This is a genomic window from Streptomyces sp. DSM 120436, from assembly GCF_055778765.1.
Window position 1 is genome coordinate 3140504 of the sequence record NZ_JBSKBS010000001.1, and the last position, 22300, is coordinate 3162803.

Below are 22300 nucleotides of genomic sequence, written 5' to 3' on the forward strand. Positions count from 1 at the left end.
GTGGGTGAAACTTGGGCCGTGGCAGCCACCGACGAGACCGGGCCCGCGGGCCAGAGCACCACCGTGCCCGGCGCGCCCCCGCCCGCCGACCCGCCGGTGGACCCCGCACTCCAGCCCGCCCGCATGCCGCGGTGGCTGCCGCGCGCCATGGTGCTCGCGCTCGCCCTGGTCGCCGTGTTCCAGCTCGGCAGCTGGGCCTTCCACCAGCTCACCGGGCTGCTCATCAACATCCTGATCGCGTTCTTCCTGGCGCTCGCCGTGGAACCCGCGGTGAGCTGGATGGCCGCGCGCGGTGTGCGGCGGGGCCTCGGCACCTTCCTCGTCTTCCTGGGCGTCCTGGTCGTGGGGGCGGGGTTCGTCACGCTGCTCGGCTCGATGCTCGCGGAGCAGATCATCACGATCGTCGAGGACTTCCCGCAGTACCTCGACTCGGTGATCAACTGGATCAACGCCCACTTCCACACCGAACTGCGGCGCGTAGACATCCAGGAGAACCTGCTGCGGTCCGACTGGCTGCGCACCTACGTGCAGAACAGCGCCACCGGCGTGCTGGACGTGTCCGCCCAGGTGCTCGGCGGGCTCTTCCGGCTGCTGACCATCGGCCTGTTCTCGTTCTACTTCGCCGCCGACGGGCCCCGGCTGCGCCGCACCATCTGCTCCGTCCTGCCGCCGGCCCGGCAGACCGAGGTGCTGCGCGCCTGGGAGATCGCCGTGAACAAGACGGGCGGCTACCTCTACTCGCGCGGCCTGATGGCCCTCGTCTCGGGCCTCGCGCACTACGTCCTGCTCGAGTTCCTCGACGTGCCCTACGCCCCCGTGCTGGCCGTGTGGGTGGGACTGGTGTCGCAGTTCATCCCCACCATCGGCACGTATCTGGCCGGCGCGCTGCCCATGCTGATCGCCTTCGCGGTCGCGCCCTGGTACGCGGTGTGGGTGCTGGTGTTCGTGGTGGTCTACCAGCAGTTCGAGAACTACGTGCTGCAGCCCAAGCTGACCGCCCGGACCGTCGACATCCACCCGGCGGTCGCCTTCGGCTCCGTCATCGCGGGCACCGCCCTGCTCGGCGCCGTCGGCGCCCTGATCGCCATCCCCGCCGTCGCCACGCTCCAGGCGTTCCTCGGCGCGTACGTGAAGCGGTACGACGTCACCGACGACCCGAGGGTCCTCGGCCACCGCGGCTCCGGCGGCCCGGGCGCCCTCGGCCGCCGCGTCCGGGGCCTGTGGGCACAGCGGGGCCCGGAACCGGCCGGTGCCGGGCCGAGCGCTGCCGGGACGGCCGGTACGGGCGCGCCCGGCTCCGGGACGGCCGGTACGGGGAACGGCGGGGCGGCCGGGGCGTGAGGGCCCGGGGCTTCTGATACCGCGGGGCGGGTCCCGGCGCCGAGGGGGCCCGGGAGGCTCGGGGGTCCGGTGGTCCGGCTTGACACAAAAATCGAACGTCTATTCTTATGGGGGAGCCGGCGAGGCTCAACTCCGGGCGTTCTGTCCCAGTCGGGGCGGATGCGTACCCGGGTTATCCACAGGCCGGACGTGCGTCGGGGCGCGTTGTCAGTGGCAGGCGTTAGCGTCTTTGACGTGAAGCGATCGACTCAAGCAAACCGGGTGGAACCCATGGCAGGAACCGACCGCGAGAAGGCGCTCGACGCCGCGCTCGCACAGATTGAACGGCAATTCGGCAAGGGCGCGGTCATGCGCATGGGTGACCGGACGAAGGAGCCCATCGAGGTCATCCCGACCGGGTCGACCGCGCTCGACGTGGCCCTCGGCGTCGGCGGCCTGCCGCGCGGCCGTGTGGTGGAGATCTACGGACCGGAGTCCTCCGGCAAGACGACCCTGACCCTGCACGCGGTGGCGAACGCGCAGAAGGCGGGCGGCCAGGTCGCGTTCGTGGACGCGGAGCACGCCCTCGACCCCGAGTACGCGAAGAAGCTCGGCGTCGACATCGACAACCTCATCCTGTCCCAGCCGGACAACGGCGAGCAGGCCCTGGAGATCGTGGACATGCTGGTCCGCTCCGGAGCCCTCGACCTCATCGTCATCGACTCCGTCGCGGCGCTCGTCCCCCGCGCGGAGATCGAGGGCGAGATGGGCGACAGCCACGTGGGTCTGCAGGCCCGTCTGATGAGCCAGGCCCTGCGGAAGATCACCAGCGCGCTCAACCAGTCCAAGACCACCGCGATCTTCATCAACCAGCTCCGCGAGAAGATCGGAGTGATGTTCGGCTCCCCGGAGACCACGACCGGTGGCCGAGCGCTGAAGTTCTACGCCTCCGTGCGTATCGACATCCGCCGCATCGAGACCCTCAAGGACGGCACCGAGGCGGTCGGCAACCGCACCCGCTGCAAGGTCGTCAAGAACAAGGTCGCGCCGCCCTTCAAGCAGGCCGAGTTCGACATCCTCTACGGCCAGGGCATCAGCCGCGAGGGCGGTCTGATCGACATGGGCGTGGAGCACGGCTTCGTCCGCAAGGCCGGCGCCTGGTACACGTACGAGGGCGACCAGCTCGGCCAGGGCAAGGAGAACGCCCGCAACTTCCTGAAGGACAACCCCGACCTCGCCAACGAGATCGAAAAGAAGATCAAGGAGAAGCTGGGCGTGGGCGTCCGGCCCGAGGAGACCCCCGCCGAGGCGGGCGCGGACGCCGCGGGCGCCGCTCCGGCCGAGCCCGCAGCGGTACCGGCCCCGGCGGCCAAGGGCTCCAAGTCCAAGGCCGCGGCGGCCAAGAGCTGACCCGTGACCCGACGAACCGACTGGGCCGAGTACGAGTACGACGCCCCCGGTGTCCCACGGGGGAGGGACACCGTGGGCGGCGAGGACCCGGCCGCCGGCGGTGACACGGCGTACGACGACGGCGCGGACCCCGGCCGCCCGGACGCGGGCGGTGGCGGCGGCCGGCGACGCGGCGGTCGTACGGCACGGACGGGTGGCTCGCGTGACGGCGGGCCGCACGGTGCACGCGGGCGCCGACGCCGCTCCTTCGGCGAGGCGGCCGCGGCGGACGGAGGCGCCTCCGCATCGGTGAGGGCAGAGCGGGAGGAACCTCCGGGGGACCCGGTGGAGCGGGCGCGGGCGATCTGCCTGCGGCTGCTCACCGGGACCCCGCGCACCCGCAAGCAGCTCGCCGACGCCCTCCGCAAGCGGGAGATCCCCGACGAGGCCGCCGAGGAGGTGCTGTCCCGGTTCGAGGAGGTCGGACTGATCAACGACAGCGCCTTCGCGGACGCCTGGGTGGAGTCCCGGCACCACGGCCGCGGGCTGGCCCGGCGCGCCCTCGCGCGTGAGCTGCGCACCAAGGGCGTGGACGCCACGCTGATCGACGAGGCCGTCTCCCGGCTCGACTCCGAGCAGGAGGAGGAGACCGCCCGCGAACTGGTCGCGCGCAAGCTGCGCGCCACCCGCGGACTCGACCGCGACAAGCGGATACGCCGCCTCGCCGGCATGCTCGCCCGCAAGGGTTACCCGGAGGGCCTCGCCCTGCGCGTGGTCCGCCAGGCGCTGGAGGAGGAGGGCGAGGACACCGACTTCCTCGGTGACGAGGGGTACTGAGCGGGCAGTCGGAGTCGGGTGCTCCGCCTGCACGCCTGCACGCCTGCACGCCTGCACGCCTTCACGCCTTCACGGCTGCCGGTGTCACCGGTAGTCCCGCCGCCCACCAGGCCTGGAAGCCGGCGAGCAGACCGGTGGCCCGGCGCGGTCCCGGCCGGTGGAGTGGCCCCGCCGCCAGGCTGGAAGCGCACCTCTCGTCGCACGGCATGATGACGCGCAGGTCGTGGCTGATGGCCTCGGGGAGGTGCTGGCTGCCCCCGTGGGTCCAGTCGCGGCAGACGCACCCCGGTACGCGGCGGCCCGCGCGGCGGGGACGAGCCGGGGCGCTCGGCAGGCGTCGTCGCCACGCGGGAACGCCCGGCTTGGCGGGTGCTCTCCGCTCAGCACGCTCTCGGCCTCACCGCACGCCGCCGTTCAACGGCACGGGATTCAGCCGCACCGCGTCCAGCGACCCCTGCTCCCCGCTCTCCGACCTCAGAGCGCTCCGACGCGTCGGGGCGCTCACGCCCAGGCCAGGGCCCGCCCCCAGCGGACGCCCCGTCTCACCGAGACCCCGCCCCCGCGTCCTCCCTGGCCTTCGCCCCCGAACCGGCCTTCGCCCCCGAACCACCAGAGTTCCCCGCATCCCTCGACTCCGCCGACTCCGCCGGGACCACCGGTCCGCCAAGGGCCGCCTCCGCCGCCGCGTACATGTCCGCCGGGCGGACCCCGCTCAGCGCCGTGACGAGGTGTCCGTCGGGGCGGACGAGCAGTACCGTGTGGGCCGCCGCGCCCGGATAGCTCTCGGCGACCAGCAGTTCCGCGCGGTGCGGCAGCGCGGAGACGGCGGCCGCCAGCCGCGGCATGATCCCGGCGGACACCCAGTGCCGGCGTTCCCACACCCCGGTGCCCGGCGCGACCAGCACCACCAGCAGGGCACCCCGCCCGAGCCGGTCCCGCAGCCGGACGAAGGTGCCGTCCTCGGCGGTGACGACCACGTCCGTGACCGCCGCCCCCGGCGCCGTGCCGACCGGAGCCTCGCCCTCCAGGCGGCCGGGCGCGAGCGGTGAGTCGGCGTACGTGCCGGGCGCGCCCAGGGCGCCCCGCCCGAGGTGACCGTCCATCAGGAGCGTGTCGAGGCCGCGCGAGGAGCCGGGGACGTAGGCGCGCAGCCCTCCGCCGCCGCGCAGCAGCGGCAGTGCCTGGTCGGCGGCGCGCAGCCGGGAGGCGACGATGGCGCGGCGCTCGGCCTGGTAGCTGTCGAGCAGTGCGTCGTGCGGGCCGTGGTGCCAGGCCAGGGCCAGTTTCCAGGCGAGGTTGTCGGCGTCGCGCAACCCCTCGTCCAGCCCGTGCGTGCCCAGCGCGCCGAGCAGGCGCGCCGCGTCCCCGGCGAGGAAGACGCGGTCGGCCCGCCAGCGCCGGGCCAGCCGGTGGTGGACGGTGTGCACCCCGGTGTCGAGGAGTTCGTACGGCGGCACCGAGCCGCCGTTCCAGCCGGCCAGGGTCTCCCGGATGCGGGTGAGCAGCATCTCGGGAGTGACCAGGTCCTTGCCGGGCGGCAGCAGCCAGTCCAGCCGCCACACCCCGTCCGGCAGCGGGCGGGCGGTGATCTCGCCGGCGGAGGGACCGGACGTGCGCCACGGCGGCGAGCGGTGCAGCAGCGCCTCGTCCTGCCAGGGGAGTTCGGTGCGCAGGGCGGCGACGGCGTGACGTTCGACCGCGGTGCGGCCGGGGAAGCGGATGTCCTGGAGTTTGCGCACGGTGGAGCGCGGGCCGTCGCAACCGACCAGGTAACTGCCGCGCCACCAGGTGCCGGAGGAGCCCCGGGTGTGGGCGGTGACGCCGGAGCGTTCCTGCTCCATGGCGTCCAGCCGGCTGTCGGCGGCGATCTTGACGAGCCGTTCGTTCTCCAGTGCCGCGCGCAGCGCGCCGGTCAGGACGTGCTGGGCGATGTGCAGGGGTGCGGTCTCGGCGTCCTGGAAGGCGACCTCGCCCGTCACCTGCTTGCGCCGCATCGACCGCCATCCGGCCCAGCGGAAGCCCGCGTGGTCGAGGGACAGACCGGTCAGCCGCTCCATCAGCGCGGCGGTGTCCTCGCGCAGCACGACGGTGCGGGCGGGACGGGCTTCGTCCTTGCCCGGCCCCTCGTCGAGGACCACGCACGGCACGTCCTGACGCGCCAGCGCCAGCGCCAGCGTGAGCCCGACGGGCCCCGCTCCGACGACGATCACCGGGTCCACGGCGCGGCGCCCCCTGCTCGGAGTGACGTCGGGGAGGACGTGGGGGAACAGGAGGATGGAGCAGGGTGCACGATCACAGAACGTATGCAACCTATTGCCGGTGCTTGCGTCAAGTGACCGAAGGGCGGTGGCGATCATGAGCCGCTGCGGGAGCGGTCCCGGCACATGACAGTTCCTCACGCGAGCCCGGGGCGCACCGCTCACCCGTCACGGTGAGGACGCCCGGTCACCGGCATGACTGTGGCCCGCCGTTCCCGGCGGGCCACGGTCATGTCACGGGCGGACGCGCGTCAGACGCCGTCGGTCTTGTGCGGACCGCCGACCTCGGCCGCGTTGATGTCGTCCACGTCGTCGGCGCCGAGCACCGCACCCGTGCCGCGCTTGCTGCGGCGCAGCCGCGCCTCGAGCCAGGAGGCGAAGGAGGTGAGGACGAAGTTGAGCGCGATGAAGAGCACGGCGACCACGGTGAAGCTGGCGATCACGTTGGCGCCGTAGTAGCCGCTCATCGTGTTGGCCGAGGCGAGGAGCTCGGGGAAGGTGAGGACGGCGCCGCCCAGGGCGGTGTCCTTCACGATGACGACGAGCTGGCTGACGATGGCCGGGAGCATCGCGGTGACCGCCTGCGGCAGCAGGACCAGCCGCATGAGCTGGTTCTTGCGCAGCCCGATCGCCATCGCGGCCTCGGACTGGCCCTTGGGCAGGGACAGGATGCCGGCGCGCACGATCTCCGCGAGGACGGAGGCGTTGTAGAGGACCAGACCCGTGACGACCGCGTACAGCGGGCGGTCGTCGGAACTGACGTCGGTGTACTCGGCGAACAGCGCCAGGCCGAAGATCATCAGGACCAGCACGGGGATGGCGCGGAAGAACTCCACCACGACACCGGCGGGGATCCGGACCCAGGCGTGGTCGGACAGGCGGGCGATGCCGAGGACCGCGCCGAGCGGCAGGGCGACGATCACCGCGAGGACGGCGGCCTTCAGCGTGTTCTGCAGACCCGGCCAGATGTACGTGGTCCAGGCCTCGGTGCCGGTGAAGAACGGCTTCCACAGGGCCCACTCGAGCTGGCCCTTGTCGTTGAGGGTGCTGAACACCCACCAGAGGAGGGCGGCGAGAGCGACCAGGAACACCGCCGTGAAGACGATGTTCCGCCGCTTGGCGCGGGGGCCCTGGGCGTCGTAGAGAACGGAGCTCATCGCTTCACCGCCACCTTCTTGCCCACCCAGCCGAGGAACAGGCCGGTCGGCAGCGTCAGAACCACGAAACCGAACGCGATGACCGCGGAGATCAGCAGCAGCTGCGCCTCGTTCTCGATCATCTCCTTCATCAGCAGCGCCGCCTCGGCGACGCCGATGGCGGCGGCCACCGTGGTGTTCTTGATGAGGGCGATGAGGACGTTCGCGAGCGGGCCGACGGACGAACGGAACGCCTGGGGCAGCACCACGAGGCCCAGCACCTGGTTGAAGCTGAGGCCGAGCGCGCGGGCGGCCTCGGCCTGGCCGACCGGCACGGTGTTGATGCCGGAGCGCAGCGCCTCGCACACGAAGGCCGAGGTGTACAGGATCAGACCGAGGACGGCGAGCCGGAAGTTGATCGTTTCGAAGTCGTCCGCGCCGAGCGTGACGCCCAGGGTCTGGTTCAGGCCGAGCGACGTGAACAGGATGATGACCGTCAGCGGGATGTTCCGCACGATGTTCACGTACGCGGTCCCGAAGCCGCGCATCAGCGGCACCGGGCCGACGCGCATGGCGGCCAGCAGGGTGCCCCAGATCAGGGAGCCGACGGCGGAGAGCACAGCGAGCTGCACCGTCGTCCAGAAGGCCCCCAGCAGGTCGTAATCTTCAAGAAAGTCGAACACGATCTCCCGCGCTTCCGCGTGTAGGGATGCATGCCCCGGCGCGCCGCCCCGCATCGGGGGCGGCGCACTCCGTCAGGCGTTGCCTCAGCTCTTGATGTCGCCGATCTTCGGCGCGGGCTCGTTCTTGTAGTTGGCCGGGCCGAAGTTCTCCTTCACGGCCGTCTCCCAGCTACCGTCGGAGACCATCTCCTCAAGGGCCTTGTTGATCTTGTCCTTGAGGTCGCTGCCCTTCTTGACGCCGATGCCGTAGTTCTCGTTCGTCAGCTTGAAGCCGCCGAGCTTGAACTTGCCCTTGAACTGGTCCTGGGCGGCGTAGCCGGCGAGGATCGAGTCGTCCGTGGTCAGCGCGTCCACGGCGCCGTTCTGCAGACCGGGCAGGCACGCCGAGTACGTCGGGTACGGCTGGAGCTGGGCCTTGGGCGCCAGCTTCTCCTTGATGTTCTGCGCCGAGGTGGAGCCGGTGACGGAGCAGAGCTTGGCGTTGTTCAGGTCCTCGGGCGACTTGATCTTGTCGTCGTCGGCACGGAGCAGCACGTCCTGGTGGGCGAGCAGGTACGGGCCGGCGAAGTCGACCTTCTCCTGGCGCTCAGGGGTGATCGAGTAGGTGGCGGCGATGAAGTCGACGTCGCCGCGCTGCAGCATGGTCTCGCGGTCGGCGCTCTTCGACTCCTTCCACTCGATCTGGTCCTCCTCGTAACCGAGCTTCTCCGCGACGTAGGTGGCGACGTCCACGTCGAAGCCCGCGTAGCCCTGCGGGGTCTTCTGGCCGAGGCCCGGCTGGTCGAACTTGATGCCGATCGTGATCTTGTCCTTGCCGCCGTCCGAGGACGACGACCCGCCGTCCCCGTCGCCGCCGCACGCGGTGGCGGTCAGGGCGAGGGCGAACACGGTGGCCGAGGCGGCGGTGACCTTGCGGAGCTTCATGGTGCACATCCTTTGACTGGTGAAGTGATGCGGCCCGGTCGATGTCCGGTGACGCAGGTCGGCAGGGGCGCGGCGGTGTGCCTCAGTGGTGCAGGATCTTCGACAGGAAGTCCTTGGCGCGGTCGCTGCGCGGGTTGCTGAAGAACTGGTCCGGCGTCGCCTGCTCGACGATGCGGCCGTCCGCCATGAACACCACACGGTTCGCGGCCGAACGCGCGAAGCCCATCTCGTGGGTGACGACGATCATGGTCATGCCGTCACGGGCGAGCTGCTGCATGACCTCGAGAACCTCGTTGATCATCTCGGGGTCGAGAGCCGACGTCGGCTCGTCGAAGAGCATGACCTTGGGTTCCATCGCCAGGGCCCGCGCGATGGCGACGCGCTGCTGCTGACCACCGGAGAGCTGTGCGGGGTACTTCTCGGCCTGCGCGCCCACGCCGACCCGGTCGAGGAGGGCACGCGCCCGCTCCTCGGCCTCCTTCTTGTCCTTCTTCCGGACCTTGACCTGGCCGAGCGTCACGTTCTCGAGCACGGTCTTGTGCGCGAAGAGGTTGAAGGACTGGAAGACCATCCCCACGTCGGCACGGAGCCGCGCCAGCGCCTTGCCCTCGTCGGGCAGGGGCTTGCCGTCGATCGTGATCGAGCCGGAGTCGATCGTCTCCAGACGGTTGATGGTGCGGCACAGGGTGGACTTCCCGGACCCGGAGGGTCCGATGACCACGACGACTTCGCCGCGGGCGACCGTGAGGTCGATGTCCTGGAGAACGTGCAACGCGCCGAAGTGCTTGTTGACGCTCTTCAGGACGACCAGATCGCCGGTCGCGGCCACATCTTCCTTGGCCACCGATACTTCGGTCATCGCTTTCGGGCTCCGTCCTCCTCGGGTTTCGGAGGACAGTAGTAACCCTTCAGACCTGCGTCATTACATCTGAGGGGAATCTGAGCATCACGATCCGATAGCAATCGGGCACCTGTCGTAGCACTTGTGAGCAGGGGCGCGTTCCGGCCGCACAACGGTACCGAAGCGCAACCGGAACCCTCTTGACGTGGTCGTCCCTCATCGGCGTGACTGCAAGGTGCACCCCGTGTGCGCACGTGCAGGAGAACACCCGCGGACGTACGGCCGATGAACCGAAGGAGGCCCTGGTGAGACTGCTGCTCGTCGAGGACGACAACCACGTCGCCGCGGCCCTGTCGGCCGTCCTGGCCCGTCACGGCTTCGACGTCACCCACGCGCGCAGCGGCGAGGAGGCTCTGCAAGCGCTCGTCCCCGAGAGCGACGGCTTCGGCGTCGTCCTGCTCGACCTGGGCCTGCCCGACCAGGACGGATACGAAGTGTGCGGCAAGATACGCAAGCGCACCGGCACCCCCGTGATCATGGTCACCGCGCGCTCCGACGTGCGCTCCCGCATCCACGGCCTCAACCTCGGCGCCGACGACTACGTGGTGAAGCCGTACGACACCGGGGAGCTGCTCGCCCGGATCCACGCCGTCAGCCGCCGCACCGTCCACGAGGAGCCCACCGGCTCGGCCGAGACCGAACTGCTCCTCGGCCCGGTGCGCATCGAGCTGCCCACCCGGCAGGTCAGCGTCAACGGCACGCCCGTCCAGCTCACCCGGAAGGAGTTCGACCTGCTCGCGCTGCTGGCCCAGCGTCCGGGGGTGGTCTTCCGCCGCGAGCAGATCATCAGCGAGGTGTGGCGCACCAGCTGGGAGGGGACCGGCCGCACCCTGGAGGTGCACGTGGCCTCCCTGCGTGCCAAGCTCCGCATGCCCGCCCTGATCGAGACCGTGCGCGGCGTCGGCTACCGGCTCGTCGCGCCCACGGCGTAGCGGGGCCGGGTGCACCCACGTCTGCTGCCGCTGCTCATCGTCCTGATGGCGGCCGTCCTGCTCGCCCTCGGCGTGCCGCTCGCGGTGAGCCTCGCCGGCGCCCAGCAGCAGAAGGTCGTCGTCGACCGGATCGACGACACCGCCCGCTTCGCGGCCCTCGCCCAGTTCGTCACCGAGCCCGCCGACACGTCCGGCGGCGACGTCAACGAGCGCCGCGAGACCCTCAGCAGCGAACTGCGCAGCTATCACAAGGTCTACGGCATCCGAGCCGGCGTCTTCTACCGCAACGACGCCCCCATGGCGCACGCCCCGAAGGACTTCTTCCTGCCCCGCACCGGCGAGGTGCGGGACGCCTTCAAGGAGGCGCTGCTCAGCCGCCGCAGCCACGACCCCGAGCAGGTGTGGCCCTGGCAGCGGAGCAGCCTCGTGGTCGCCTCGCCGGTCATCCGGGACGGCGATGTCGTCGCGGTCGTGGTCACCGACTCGCCCACCGGGCAGATGCGGTCCCGCATCCTCCACGGCTGGCTGGTCATCGCCGCGGGCGAGGCGGCCGCGATGCTGCTGGCCGTCGGCGCGGCGCTCCGGCTCACCGGCTGGGTGCTGCGGCCGGTGCGCGTCCTCGACGCCACCACCCACGACATCGCCACCGGCCGCCTGAAGTCCCGCGTCGCGGTGGCCGGCGGCCCCCCCGAGCTGCGCCGGCTCGCGCGCTCCTTCAACGAGATGGCGGACAACGTCGAGAACGTGCTGGAACAGCAGCGCGCCTTCGTCGCCGACGCCTCCCACCAGTTGCGCAACCCGCTGTCCGCGCTGCTGCTGCGCATCGAACTGCTCGCCCTGGAACTGCCCGAGGGCAACGAGGAGATCGCCTCCGTGCAGGCCGAGGGCAAACGGCTGGCGCAGGTCCTGGACGACCTGCTCGACCTGGCCCTCGCCGAGCACAGCGAGCCCGCCCTGCAGATCGTCGACATCGGCGCCGTGGCCGCCGAGCGGGTCGCCGCCTGGTCGCCGTCCGCCGACGCCAAGGACGTGACGCTGACCGGCGTCTGCCCGCCGACCACCGCGTGGGCGGACCCGGTGGCGCTGTCCAGCGCGCTGGACGCGGTCATCGACAACGCCGTGAAGTTCACCCCGGCGGGCGAGACGGTCGAGGTGACCGTCGCCCCCGACGGCGACACGGCGACCGTCGTCGTCACCGACAACGGCCCCGGACTGACCGACGAGGAGCTGACCCGCATCGGCGACCGCTTCTGGCGCAGCGGGCGGCACCAGAACATCAAGGGCTCGGGCCTCGGCCTGTCCATCTCCCGAGCCCTGCTCGCCGCGGGCGGCGGCTCCCTCTCCTACGAGCCGCACGAGCCGCACGGGCTGCGGGTGACCGTGACCGTGCCGCGCAACGCCCCCGCGGGGGAGGCGGCCGGTCAGGGCTTGACGGACCGGTAGTACCGGCGGGCGCCCTCGTGCAGCCGCAGCGGATCGGTGTAGATGGCGGTGCGCACGTCGACGAGCTGCGCGGAGTGCACGTGGGCGCCTATGCCGTCGCGGCTCTTCAGCACGATCCGGGTCAGCCACTCGGTGAGCCGGGGGTCCGCGTCCGCGTGGGTGATCAGCAGGTTGGAGACCGCCATGGTCGGCACGGTCGAGCCGAGCTGACTGCCCGGGTAGGCCGACTCCGGCATGTTGGTCGCGCGGTAGTGGCGGGTGGCGCCCCCCTGGTCGTGCAGCTTCGCGACGAGGGCGGCGTCGATCGGCACGAACCGCAGCGCGGACTTCTCGGCGTACGTCTTCAGACCGTCCGTGGGCAGCCCGCCCGACCAGAAGAAGGCGTCCAGGCCGTGTCCCAGGCGTCCGGGCCCGGTGTCGATGCCGTCCGCGGACGGCACGATGTCCCGTTCCGGGTCGATGCCGGCCGCCCGCAGCAGCCGGTTGGCGATGAGCCGCACCCCCGACTTCGGCGGCCCTATGGCGACCCGCTTGCCCCGCAGGTCGGCGATGGTGCGGATGCCCGAGCCGGGCGCGACGGCGAGCTGCACGTAGTCGTCGTACAGGCGCGCCACCCCACGCAGCCGGCCGCCGCCGGTGCGGTCCTCCTGCCGGTACGTCTCCACGGCGTCGGCCGCCGCGAAGGCGAAGTCGGCCTGCCCGGTGGCGACCCGGCGGACGTTCTCCCAGGAGCCGTCGCTGGTCTCCAGCCGCACCTTCAGACCGGGCATGTCCTTGCCGAGCGCGGTGCGCAGCAGCTCGCCGTACTTCTGGTAGACGCCGGCACGGGTGCCCGTGCTCATCGTGATCGTCCCGCCGGGCGGCTCCTCACGCCAGGGCGCCAGCCACCACAGCAGCAGCCCGAGCACCACCAGACCGGCGGCCGTGCCCCGCAGGGCCCGCCGCCTGCCGATGGGGGACAGCACGTGGGACATGGCCGCGATCCTGCCAGCCCGCCGGCCCGCTGACCAGGGCGGGACGCACAGGACCGCCCGGCGATGTCCGGGCCGGCCGTTGCCGTCCCCGCCGTGGAGCCGTTCCGTGCCGACCCGGTCCGCGTGTTCCACCGTGCCTTCGGCCCGGGTGTCCGCGGCGCCCCGACCGGGATCCCGCCGGACCTCGCCGCCCACCGCGGCGGCCGATCGCTCGCGGAGGAGGTGAGGGAGGCGGCCGAGGCGTCGGGCACGGGCCCCTCGGCCGGCTCGCCCGCGAACCGGCCGACGTGGTCCGCGTCGCCGACGGCACCGCCCTGGCCCCCGGCACCGGCCTCGACACGGCGATCGCGCAGATCCACCGCTCAGGCGGCACGGTCCCCGAGGGCGACCGCTCCCAGGCCCCGGACGTGGGGCGGTGCCGCGACGGCGGGGGCGGGCGGGCCGCCCGCAGGGCCCGCGGACCGTGGAGTGGGGAAAGCCCGGGCCGAGTTGGAGCGGTCGCTGTAGCTTCTGCCGATGACGTCCGCCACCGGCTCCTCGCCGACGCCGTCCGCCGCCGAGTGCCTCGCGCTCACCCGGCGGTTGCGGCGCGGAGGCGCCGTCGTGCTCTCCCCGTTCGCCCTGGCCTGGGCTTTTGCGGGCCCTCCGCGACCGGCTCGGCGACCGACGCCGTGCCGCTGTCCATCGAGGTGGTGGCGCTCGGGATCACAGCCGTCGCGCTGTACCCGGGCCTCCGCAAGGACGCCCGGCCCCCGCCCCGGACGGTGGGCCTGCCGGAGAACTGGGCCCGCGGGGTGGGCGTCGTGAACGCCCTCGAGCTGTCGGCCGTCGTCGCCGTCGGCGCCGCGGCCCACGCCTGTGGACGCCCGGTCTTCGCCCCGGTCGGCATCGCGCTCGTCGTGGGGCTGTGCTTCTTCCCGCTCGCCCGGCTGTACGACCAGTGGCAGTACCGGTGGACGGGCGCGCTGATGACGGCGGTGGCGGCCGTCGGCGCCGCGCTGGTCCTGACCGGCCCGCCGACCGGGACCGTACGGCTCGCGGCCGGCCCGGCGTGCGCGGCGGTCCTCTGGGTTTCCGCCTGTCACCCGGCCGTACGCGGCTGAGCCACCCGGCGGTACGCGGCCGAGGGGGAACGCGGGGCGGAGCCGCTCCGGGAAACGCCTACCCTTGTTGCCATGACCAGCAGCAGTGACCGGAGCCCCGCCGTGGACGTTCTCTCGACCAGGACCTACGAGATTCGCACCTACGGGTGTCAGATGAACGTCCACGACTCCGAGCGCCTCGCCGGGCTGCTGGAGGACGCCGGGTACGTCCGCGCCCCCGAGGGCTCCGACGGCGAGGCCGACGTCGTCGTGTTCAACACCTGCGCCGTGCGCGAGAACGCCGACAACAAGCTGTACGGCAACCTGGGCCACCTCGCGCCGAAGAAGGCGAGCCGCCCCGGCATGCAGATCGCGGTCGGCGGCTGCCTCGCGCAGAAGGACCGGGACACCATCGTCAAGCGCGCACCCTGGGTGGACGTCGTCTTCGGCACGCACAACATCGGCAAGCTGCCGGTGCTGCTGGAGCGCGCCCGCGTCCAGGAGGAGGCGCAGGTGGAGATCGCCGAGTCGCTGGAGGCGTTCCCGTCCACGCTGCCCACCCGGCGTGAGAGCGCCTACGCCGCCTGGGTGTCGATCTCCGTCGGCTGCAACAACACCTGCACCTTCTGCATCGTCCCCGCCCTGCGCGGCAAGGAGAAGGACCGCCGCCCCGGCGACATCCTCGCCGAGATCGAGGCCCTGGTCGCCGAGGGCGTCTCGGAGATCACCCTGCTCGGCCAGAACGTCAACGCCTACGGCTCCGACATCGGCGACCGCGAGGCGTTCAGCAAGCTGCTGCGCGCCTGCGGGAAGATCGACGGCCTGGAGCGGGTCCGCTTCACCTCCCCGCACCCCCGCGACTTCACCGACGACGTCATCGCCGCCATGGCCGAGACGCCGAACGTGATGCCGCAGCTCCACATGCCGCTGCAGTCCGGCTCCGACCCGGTCCTCAAGGCGATGCGCCGCTCCTACCGGCAGGAGCGCTTCCTCGGGATCATCGAGAAGGTCCGCGCCGCCATCCCGCACGCGGCGATCAGCACCGACATCATCGTGGGCTTCCCCGGCGAGACCGAGGAGGACTTCCAGCAGACCCTGCACGTGGTCCGTGAGGCCCGCTTCGCCCAGGCGTTCACCTTCCAGTACTCCAAGCGGCCCGGCACCCCGGCCGCCGAGATGGACGGGCAGATCCCCAAGCAGGTCGTCCAGGAGCGCTACGAGCGTCTCGTCGCCCTCCAGGAGGAGATCTCCTGGGAGGAGAACAAGAAGCAGGTCGGCCGCACCCTGGAGCTGATGGTCGCCGAGGGCGAGGGCCGCAAGGACGACACCACCCACCGCCTCTCCGGCCGCGCCCCCGACAACCGCCTGGTGCACTTCACCAAGCCCGGCCAGGAGGTCCGCCCCGGCGACGTGGTCACCGTCGAGGTCACCTACGCGGCCCCGCACCACCTCCTCGCCGAGGGCCCCGTCCTCGACGTGCGCCGCACCCGCGCGGGCGACGCCTGGGAGAAGCGCAGGACGGAGAAGGCGGCCAAGCCCGCGGGGGTGCTGCTCGGCCTGCCCACGGTGGGCGTGCCCGAGCCGCTGCCGGTGGCCAGCGGCGGCTGCGCCGTCGACTGAACCCGTCCGCGTGCCGCGGGGCCCGCCCCCGCGGCACCGCCCGGCGGGGCGGGTCCGGAGGGCCGCAGTAGGCTGCTGATCATGCTTGTCGCCGCCGCAGTCTGCCCCTGCCCGCCGCTGCTGGTGCCGGAGGTCGCCGCCGGCGCCGCACCGGAGCTGGACGCCGCGCGCGCCGCCTGCACGGACGCGCTCGGCGTGCTCGCCGCCGCCCGCCCCGACCTCCTCGTGGTCGTGGGCCCGGACGACGGCGCCGGGACACGCGCTTACCCGGCGGGCACCCCCGGCTCCTTCCGCCGCTTCGGCGTCGGTCTGGACGTGCGGCTGGGCGAGGGTGACGGCGCGGCCGACGGGGAACTGCCGTACGGGCTCGCCGTGGGCGCCTGGCTGCTGGGGCGGACCGGATGGGCGGGCGCCCCCGTCGAGGGGCGGGGCGTGGGAGAGTCCCTCACGCCCGACGCGTGTGCCGAGGAAGGGCGGCGGCTGGCCGGCCGGGCGGAGCGGGTGGCCCTGCTCGTGATGGGGGACGCCAGCGCCTGCCGCACCGTGAAGGCGCCCGGCTACCTGGACGAGCGTGCGGAGCCCTTCGACGCGGAGATCGCCCGTGCGCTCGGCTCGGCCGACGCGGCAGCCCTGCGCGCGCTGGACGCCGGGCTGGCGCACGAGCTGAAGGTGTCCGGCCGGGCGCCCTGGCAGGTGCTGGCCGGTGCGGCCGACGGCAACGCCGGGCTGTCGGGCGCGCTGCTCCACGAGGACGCCCCGTACGGCGTGGGCTACGTGGTCGCCACTTGGTCGTAGACCCGCGTGCGGAACGGCGGACGGCCGGGGCGATCCGCCCCGGCCGTCCGCCGTTCGCGCCGCTCAGGAGGCGGGCGGCGGTCCGGCCGGCGGCGGCGTGCCGCCGCCCGCCTCCGGACCGGGGTCGTTCTTGTGGGTGAAGCGGTCCACGGCCTCCTTGGCCCTGCCCGTGCCCGACTGGATCCGGTCGCTGTACTTGCCCTTGGTCCGCCGGTCGACGGTCTGCGCAGCCTTCTCCAGGCCGTGCTGGATCTTGTCCTCGTGCTGCTGCGCGAGGCCGGAGACCTTGCCCTTGGCGGGGCCGATCTTGGCCTTCAGATTGTCCAGGAGACCCATGATGTACCTTCCCTCGCGGCACGCTACGTGCGGGCGCCCTCGCCGGCTTCGCTGTCGGCGGCCTTGCCGGACTGCTGCTTCGGGATCTCGACGTTCTCCGTGACGGTGACCTCGTCGGACCCCTTCGCCGGGGACGACTCCGAGGACGGCCCCGGGGAGGGCTCCGTCACCGCGGACCCGGAGGTCTCCGGTGCGCCGTCGGCCGCGGCCTCCGGCCGCGCCGTGGCCGCCGTGTCGTCCGTGCCGGTCCCGGCCTCCTCCCCGTCGGTCCGGGCCTCGGCCGCCGCTGTCTCTCCCGTGGTCTTCGACCTCCGAAAAAGTCGTGCAAAAACACCCATATCCACTCCATACGTTACTCGTGCGGGCGAAATTCCGCGTAGCCCGGTGTGTCCGTCCGTGTGAGCCGGGCGAGCGCCACCGCGATCCGGCGGCAGGAACCTCGAACGGGCAACGACCCGGTGGCCCCCACGTCACGTAACCCGATCGAGAGCGGCCCCGGAGGTTTGGGAGACTGGATCGGTGAGCAGCGCACCCCTCGCCCCCCGCGTCATCGCCGTCGTCGGACCCACGGCGGCCGGAAAGTCCGATCTGGGCGTCTTCCTGGCCCAGCGGCTCGGCGGCGAGGTCGTCAACGCCGACTCCATGCAGCTCTACCGGGGGATGGACATCGGCACCGCCAAGCTGACGCCCGAGGAGCGCGGCGGCGTCCCGCACCACCTCCTCGACGTCTGGGACGTCACCGAGGCCGCCTCCGTCGCCGAGTACCAGCGGATGGCCCGGGAGCGGATCGACGCGCTGCTCGCCGCCGGACGCTGGCCGATCCTGGTCGGCGGCTCCGGCCTGTACGTCCGCGGGGCCGTCGACAACCTGGAGTTCCCCGGCACCGACCCCGATGCCCGGGCGCGCCTGGAGGAGGAGCTGGCCCTGCGCGGCCCCGGAGCGCTGCACGCCCGGCTCGCCGCGGCCGACCCGGAGGCAGCCCGGGCGATCCTGCCGAGCAACGGCCGCCGCATCGTCCGCGCGCTGGAGGTCATCGAGATCACGGGGCGGCCCTTCACCGCCAACCTCCCCGGCCACGACTCGGTCTACGACACGCTCCAGATCGGCGTCGACGTGGCCCGCCCCGAACTCGACGAGCGCATCGCCCGCAGGGTCGACCGGATGTGGGAGGCCGGGCTCGTCGAAGAAGTGCGCGCACTCGAGGCGCAGGGGTTGCGCGAGGGGCGTACGGCGTCGCGCGCCCTCGGCTACCAGCAGGTGCTCGCCGCACTTGCCGGCGAGTGCACCCTGGAGGAGGCGCGTACCGAGACCGTCCGTGTCACCAAGCGCTTCGCGCGCCGTCAGGATTCATGGTTCAGGCGCGATCCGCGGGTGCACTGGTTGAGTGGGGCCGCGGCGGACCGCGGGGAACTTCCGCGGCTCGCGATGTCGTTGGTCGAACGACCGGTTACAGCCTGATCACGTCCTGGCATCGGGACGCCCAGGCCGTCATCCGGGCCTGTGACGCCGTGCCATCATCAAGCTTCGATCGACCAGTGAAGTCCTAAGTTGGGAGGGCGCGTGGCGATGGAGGCCGGCCCTCGCGACACCGCACACAGCACCGAGCGGCATCTCACCACCGAGCGGGATGCCACGGAGCCGGAGACCGATCGTCTCAGCCCCGACGGGCCCGAGGAGACGCAGGGCGGTGTGACCGACGACGGCCCCGAGCCGGAGGAGATGTTCACCGGCGGGGACGAGGTCGAGGTCGAGCTGCGCCCGCAGCGTCGGCTGCGTGTCTGGCAGCTCGCCCCGATCGTCGGACTCGGCGCGCTCGGCTCGCTGATGTTCGCCTTCCCGCTGGCCTTCGACTTCGGCGACAGCGGCGCGGTGATCGCCATGCTGGGCCTGCTGATCTGCTCCTGCGCGGCCGGCTGGGGCATGGTGGCGGCCCGCAAGGTCGGCTACACCTGGCCGGGCCTGTCCGCCTGCGGCTCGGACCGCAAGTCCGACTGGCGGGTCGTGGCCGCCTACGCCGTGATGGTCGCGGCGGCGGTCGCCCTCGCGGTGTGGCGCGTGGCCCGCCTGCGCTGAGCCCCCGTGGCTGCGCGGCCTGTCTTCACCGGCCCGTCCGTTCCCGTGGCCCGCTCGTGCCGCCCCCGCGCCCCCGCGAGCCGCTCGTGTCGGCGCCCGTGCCCCGGGTCCCGCCGGCTCCCGCCGCCGCGCCCGACCCGCCCGCGCCGGCCGTGCGATCCCGCGACGCCGTCCCCCGATCCGTTGTCCACAGGCCGCGACCCCGCCCCACCCGCACCCCGTAGGATCGAAGAATGAGCACGCGGATCGCCTTCCTCAAAGGGCACGGCACGGAGAACGACTTCGTGATCGTCCCGGACCCGGAGAACGCCGTCGACCTGTCGCCGGCGGCCGTCGCCGCCCTGTGCGACCGGCGCGCGGGCATCGGAGGCGACGGGCTGCTGCACGTGGTGCGGTCCGCGGCCCACCCCGAGGCGCGGTCCATGGCGGACGAGGCCGAGTGGTTCATGGACTACCGCAACGGCGACGGCTCCGTCGCGGAGATGTGCGGCAACGGCGTCCGCGTCTTCGCCCGCTACCTCCAGCACGCCGGACACGTCGGTGAGGGCGACCTCGCGATCGCCACGCGCGGCGGCGTGAAGACCGTGCACATCGCCAAGGACGGCGACATCACCGTCGGCATGGGCCACGCGGTCCTCCCCGACGGTGACGTCACCGTGCACGTCGGCGCGCGCGGCTGGCCCGCGCGCAACGTCAACATGGGCAACCCGCACGCCGTGGCCTTCGTCGACGACCTGGCCGACGCGGGCGACCTGTTCACCGCCCCCTCCTTCGCCCCGGCCGCCGCCTACCCGGACGGCGTGAACGTGGAGTTCGTCGTCGACCGGGGCCCCCGGCACGTCGCGATGCGCGTGCACGAGCGCGGGGTCGGCGAGACCCGGTCCTGCGGCACCGGGGCGTGCGCCGTCGCCGTGGCCGCCGCGCGTCGCGCCGGTGTGGACCCGCACGACACCGGCCTGCCGGTGACGTACACCGTGGACCTCCCCGGCGGCACCCTCGTGATCACCGAACAGCCCGACGGCCAGATCGAGATGACCGGTCCCGCGGTCATCGTCGCCGAAGGCGCGATCGAGACCGAGTGGCTTGAGAACGCCCTTCACTGAACGATGCGCTGTACGATCTTCCGCCCTCCGGCCCACCCCGCCGTCGATCCGCAGGACAGAGCGGGTGCGGGGCTTCGAGATCGTGGCGCTCCGCCCACCCGATGGCGTGAAAACGACCGTGAACGGCCCGTCGCTCTTTGGAGTGATCCGTTTCACGGTCGGCCGGAGGCGGCCGGTCCGACCCCGTGCGGCTGGATAGCATCAAGCACCGGCCCGGACGGGGGATCAACGCCGTCCCCCAGGCCCACGTCCGCCCTGGGGCGCCGTCCGCCGGACCCACGCAGCCGGAGGTGCTCATGAACGCGGAGGCCGCGAAACCTGCGACCCCGGGCCCGCTCGCACCGGGTCACGTCACACCGGCCGGGACGCGCCGCAAGTCCCGCCCCCGGCTCGACCTGCGCCGGCTGGGCCGCGCCGCCCTGCTGGGGTCGTCCTCCGCCCGCGACCGGCTGCCCGACGCCATCGGCCACGTCGTCGAGGCCCACCGGGCCCACCACCCCGACGCCGACCTCGAACCGCTGCGCCGCGCCTATCTCCTGGCGGAGTCCTCGCACCGCGGGCAGATGCGCAAGAGCGGCGAGCCGTACATCACCCACCCGCTCGCCGTCACCCTCATCCTCGCCGAACTGGGCGCCGAGACGACGACGTTGACCGCCTCGCTGCTGCACGACACCGTCGAGGACACCGACGTCACGCTCGACCAGGTGGGCAAGGAGTTCGGCGAGGAGGTGCGCTATCTCGTCGACGGCGTCACGAAGCTGGAGAAGGTCGACTACGGCGCCGCCGCCGAGCCCGAGACCTTCCGCAAGATGCTCGTCGCCACCGGCAACGACGTCCGCGTGATGTCGATCAAACTCGCCGACCGGCTGCACAACATGCGCACCCTCGGCGTGATGCGCCCCGCCAAGCAGGAACGCATCGCCAAGGTGACACGTGACGTGCTCATCCCGCTCGCCGAACGGCTCGGCGTCCAGGCGCTCAAGACGGAACTGGAGGACCTCGTCTTCGCCATCCTCCACCCCGAGGAGTACAAGCGGACACGCGAGTTGATCCTCCGCAACGCCGCCCGCGAGGACGACCCCCTCGCCGACGTCGCCGACGACGTCCGCAAGGTGCTCCGGGAGGCCGACATCCCGGCCGAGGTCCTCATCCGCCCACGGCACTTCGTCTCCGTGCACCGCGTGTCCCGCAAGCGCGGCCCGCTGCGCGGCGCCGATTTCGGCCGGCTGCTGGTGCTGGTGAACGAGGACGCCGACTGCTACGCCGTGCTGGGCGAGCTGCACACCTGTATGACGCCGGTGGTCTCGGAGTTCAAGGACTTCATCGCCGTCCCCAAGTTCAACCTGTACCAGTCGCTGCACACCGCGGTGGCCGGCGAGGACGGGCAGGTCGTCGAGGTCCTCATCCGCACCCACCAGATGCACAAGGTCGCCGAGGCGGGCGTCGTCGCGCTCGGCAACCCCTACGCCGCCCCGCCGGAGGAGCAGTCCGCCGGCGACGGCGAACGCGTCGACCCCACCCGTCCCGGCTGGCTCTCCCGGCTGCTCGAATGGCAGCAGGCCGCGTCCGACCCCGACACCTTCTGGTCCACCCTCCGCGAGGACCTCGCCCAGGACCGGGAGATCACCGTCTTCCGCCCCGACGGCGGCACCCTGGGCCTGCCCGAGGGCGCGACCTGCGTGGACGCCGCCTACGCGCAGTACGGCGAGGACGCGCACGCCTGCATCGGCGCCCGGGTCAACGGACGGCTGGCCACGTTGAGCACGGTCCTCAAGGACGGGGACACCGTCCAGCTCCTCATGGACCAGGACGCGGCCTCCGCGCCGTCCCGGGAGTGGCTGGAGCACGCGACCACCCCGGCGGCCCGCATCGCCATCCAGCGGTGGCTCGCCGCCCACCCCGCCCCGGAGGACGGCACGTCCGCGACGGACGCCCGGACCCCGGCGGACGACATCGAGGCCGCCCGCCCGCCCGAGCCGGACGCCCCGCGGGCCCGCCGGCCGTCCGGCGCCGAGGACACGGACTCCGGGCGCCCCGCCGCCGCCCAGGTGCTGGTCGACCGGGACGGCGCGACCGTACGGCTGGCCGGCTGCTGCACGCCCGTGCCGCCCGACGAGGTCACCGGCTTCGCGGTGCGCGGGGGAGCGGTCACCGTGCACCGGACGGAGTGCCCGGCGGTGGCGCGGATGAGGGGCGCGGGCCGCACGGAGGTCGGCGTGCGCTGGGGCGAGGGCGCCGAGTGCCGGGTCACACTGGTGGCGGAGTCGTTCGTCCGGCCGCATCTGCTCGCGGACCTCACCGAGGCGATGGCCACGGAGGGCGCCGAGATCGTCTCCGCGACCGTCGAACCGCCGGACCGGCAGCAGGTGCGCCACACCTACACCGTGCAGCTCCCCGACGCCGCCCGGCTGCCCTCCCTGATGCGCGCCATGCGCAACGTGGCGGGCGTGTACGACGTGAGCCGGGCGCAGCCGCAGGCGCCGGGCGTCTGAGC

20 protein-coding genes and 1 pseudogene are annotated in these 22300 nt (G+C 72.6%); 12 read left to right on the plus strand and 9 right to left on the minus strand.

Annotated features, from left to right (window positions below):
• The first annotated feature begins 18 nt into the window (after nt 1-18).
• The 3 genes from ACWH4W_RS14280 (at nt 19) to recX (ending at nt 3546) form a co-directional block, all read left to right on the plus strand.
• Nucleotides 19-1341, plus strand: a complete 1323-nt coding sequence (locus ACWH4W_RS14280) for an AI-2E family transporter (protein ID WP_473076102.1) — start codon at nt 19-21, stop codon at nt 1339-1341.
• A 270-nt stretch (nt 1342-1611) separates the two neighbouring features.
• Nucleotides 1612-2730 carry a recombinase RecA gene (gene recA, locus ACWH4W_RS14285; RefSeq protein WP_473076103.1) on the plus strand — a complete coding sequence of 373 codons (1119 nt, stop codon included), beginning with the start codon at nt 1612-1614 and terminating at the stop codon, nt 2728-2730.
• A gap of 3 nt (nt 2731-2733) precedes the next feature.
• Nucleotides 2734-3546 (plus strand): recombination regulator RecX, encoded by an 813-nt coding sequence (gene recX, locus ACWH4W_RS14290; RefSeq protein ID WP_473076104.1) that lies wholly within the window; start codon nt 2734-2736, stop codon nt 3544-3546.
• Between the two features lie 61 nt (nt 3547-3607).
• On the opposite strand, the pseudogene ACWH4W_RS14295 reads toward recX, so the two are convergent.
• From ACWH4W_RS14295 to ACWH4W_RS14320, 6 genes and pseudogenes are all read right to left on the minus strand, one after another.
• Nucleotides 3608-3802 (minus strand): annotated as a pseudogene (locus ACWH4W_RS14295) (rhodanese-like domain-containing protein); the annotation flags it as partial.
• Nucleotides 3803-4088: 286 nt separating this feature from the next.
• Nucleotides 4089-5765 carry an FAD-dependent monooxygenase gene (locus tag ACWH4W_RS14300; RefSeq protein ID WP_473076105.1) on the minus strand — a complete coding sequence of 559 codons (1677 nt, stop codon included), beginning with the start codon at nt 5763-5765 and terminating at the stop codon, nt 4089-4091.
• A gap of 290 nt (nt 5766-6055) precedes the next feature.
• Complete coding sequence (locus tag ACWH4W_RS14305) at nt 6056-6961, minus strand: amino acid ABC transporter permease (protein WP_473076106.1); 906 nt, start codon at nt 6959-6961, stop codon at nt 6056-6058.
• Nucleotides 6958-7623, minus strand: a complete 666-nt coding sequence (locus ACWH4W_RS14310; RefSeq protein WP_167743614.1) for an amino acid ABC transporter permease — start codon at nt 7621-7623, stop codon at nt 6958-6960. Before ACWH4W_RS14310 ends, ACWH4W_RS14305 begins: the two co-directional genes overlap by 4 nt.
• 84 nt (nt 7624-7707) lie before the next feature.
• Nucleotides 7708-8547, minus strand: coding sequence for a glutamate ABC transporter substrate-binding protein (locus ACWH4W_RS14315; RefSeq protein WP_473076107.1), 840 nt, complete (start codon nt 8545-8547; stop codon nt 7708-7710).
• A gap of 82 nt (nt 8548-8629) precedes the next feature.
• Entirely contained in the window at nt 8630-9406 is a 777-nt protein-coding gene (locus ACWH4W_RS14320) for an amino acid ABC transporter ATP-binding protein (protein WP_290011298.1), read from the minus strand.
• A gap of 287 nt (nt 9407-9693) precedes the next feature.
• On the opposite strand from ACWH4W_RS14320, the gene ACWH4W_RS14325 reads away from it, so the two are divergent.
• Nucleotides 9694-10380: a response regulator transcription factor gene (locus ACWH4W_RS14325; RefSeq protein WP_473076108.1), complete on the plus strand. Its 687-nt coding sequence runs from the start codon at nt 9694-9696 to the stop codon at nt 10378-10380.
• Nucleotides 10381-10389: 9 nt separating this feature from the next.
• Nucleotides 10390-11823 carry a sensor histidine kinase gene (locus tag ACWH4W_RS14330; RefSeq protein ID WP_473076109.1) on the plus strand — a complete coding sequence of 478 codons (1434 nt, stop codon included), beginning with the start codon at nt 10390-10392 and terminating at the stop codon, nt 11821-11823.
• On the opposite strand, the gene ACWH4W_RS14335 is transcribed toward ACWH4W_RS14330, so the two are convergent.
• On the minus strand, nt 11802-12797 hold the full coding sequence (locus ACWH4W_RS14335; protein ID WP_473076110.1) for a TAXI family TRAP transporter solute-binding subunit: 996 nt from the start codon (nt 12795-12797) through the stop codon (nt 11802-11804). The two genes, ACWH4W_RS14330 and ACWH4W_RS14335, sit on opposite strands and share 22 nt — an antisense overlap.
• Nucleotides 12798-13468: 671 nt before the next feature.
• Here ACWH4W_RS14335 and ACWH4W_RS14340 point away from each other — a divergent pair.
• The 3 genes from ACWH4W_RS14340 (at nt 13469) to ACWH4W_RS14350 (ending at nt 16294) form a co-directional block, all read left to right on the plus strand.
• A complete protein-coding gene (locus ACWH4W_RS14340) occupies nt 13469-13900 on the plus strand; it encodes a hypothetical protein (protein WP_473076111.1) in 432 nt (143 codons plus the stop codon).
• A gap of 72 nt (nt 13901-13972) precedes the next feature.
• Complete coding sequence (gene miaB, locus ACWH4W_RS14345; protein ID WP_473076112.1) at nt 13973-15499, plus strand: tRNA (N6-isopentenyl adenosine(37)-C2)-methylthiotransferase MiaB; 1527 nt, start codon at nt 13973-13975, stop codon at nt 15497-15499.
• A gap of 81 nt (nt 15500-15580) precedes the next feature.
• Complete coding sequence (locus tag ACWH4W_RS14350; protein ID WP_473076113.1) at nt 15581-16294, plus strand: class III extradiol dioxygenase subunit B-like domain-containing protein; 714 nt, start codon at nt 15581-15583, stop codon at nt 16292-16294.
• Nucleotides 16295-16357: 63 nt separating this feature from the next.
• Here ACWH4W_RS14350 and ACWH4W_RS14355 read toward each other — a convergent pair whose 3' ends face one another.
• Together ACWH4W_RS14355 and ACWH4W_RS14360 are read right to left on the minus strand one after the other, a co-directional pair.
• Nucleotides 16358-16630 carry an antitoxin gene (locus tag ACWH4W_RS14355; protein ID WP_473076114.1) on the minus strand — a complete coding sequence of 91 codons (273 nt, stop codon included), beginning with the start codon at nt 16628-16630 and terminating at the stop codon, nt 16358-16360.
• Nucleotides 16631-16653: 23 nt separating this feature from the next.
• Entirely contained in the window at nt 16654-16968 is a 315-nt protein-coding gene (locus tag ACWH4W_RS14360; protein ID WP_473076115.1) for a hypothetical protein, read from the minus strand.
• A 181-nt stretch (nt 16969-17149) separates the two neighbouring features.
• Here ACWH4W_RS14360 and miaA point away from each other — a divergent pair, with 181 nt between their 5' ends.
• The 4 genes from miaA (at nt 17150) to ACWH4W_RS14380 (ending at nt 22298) form a co-directional block, all read left to right on the plus strand.
• Nucleotides 17150-18088, plus strand: coding sequence for a tRNA (adenosine(37)-N6)-dimethylallyltransferase MiaA (gene miaA / locus ACWH4W_RS14365; RefSeq protein WP_473076116.1), 939 nt, complete (start codon nt 17150-17152; stop codon nt 18086-18088).
• A gap of 108 nt (nt 18089-18196) precedes the next feature.
• Complete coding sequence (locus tag ACWH4W_RS14370; RefSeq protein WP_473077497.1) at nt 18197-18703, plus strand: hypothetical protein; 507 nt, start codon at nt 18197-18199, stop codon at nt 18701-18703.
• 233 nt (nt 18704-18936) lie between these two features.
• Entirely contained in the window at nt 18937-19806 is an 870-nt protein-coding gene (gene dapF, locus ACWH4W_RS14375) for a diaminopimelate epimerase (RefSeq protein ID WP_473076117.1), read from the plus strand.
• A gap of 296 nt (nt 19807-20102) precedes the next feature.
• Nucleotides 20103-22298: a RelA/SpoT family protein gene (locus ACWH4W_RS14380; protein ID WP_473076118.1), complete on the plus strand. Its 2196-nt coding sequence runs from the start codon at nt 20103-20105 to the stop codon at nt 22296-22298.
• The last annotated feature ends 2 nt before the right edge of the window (nt 22299-22300 follow it).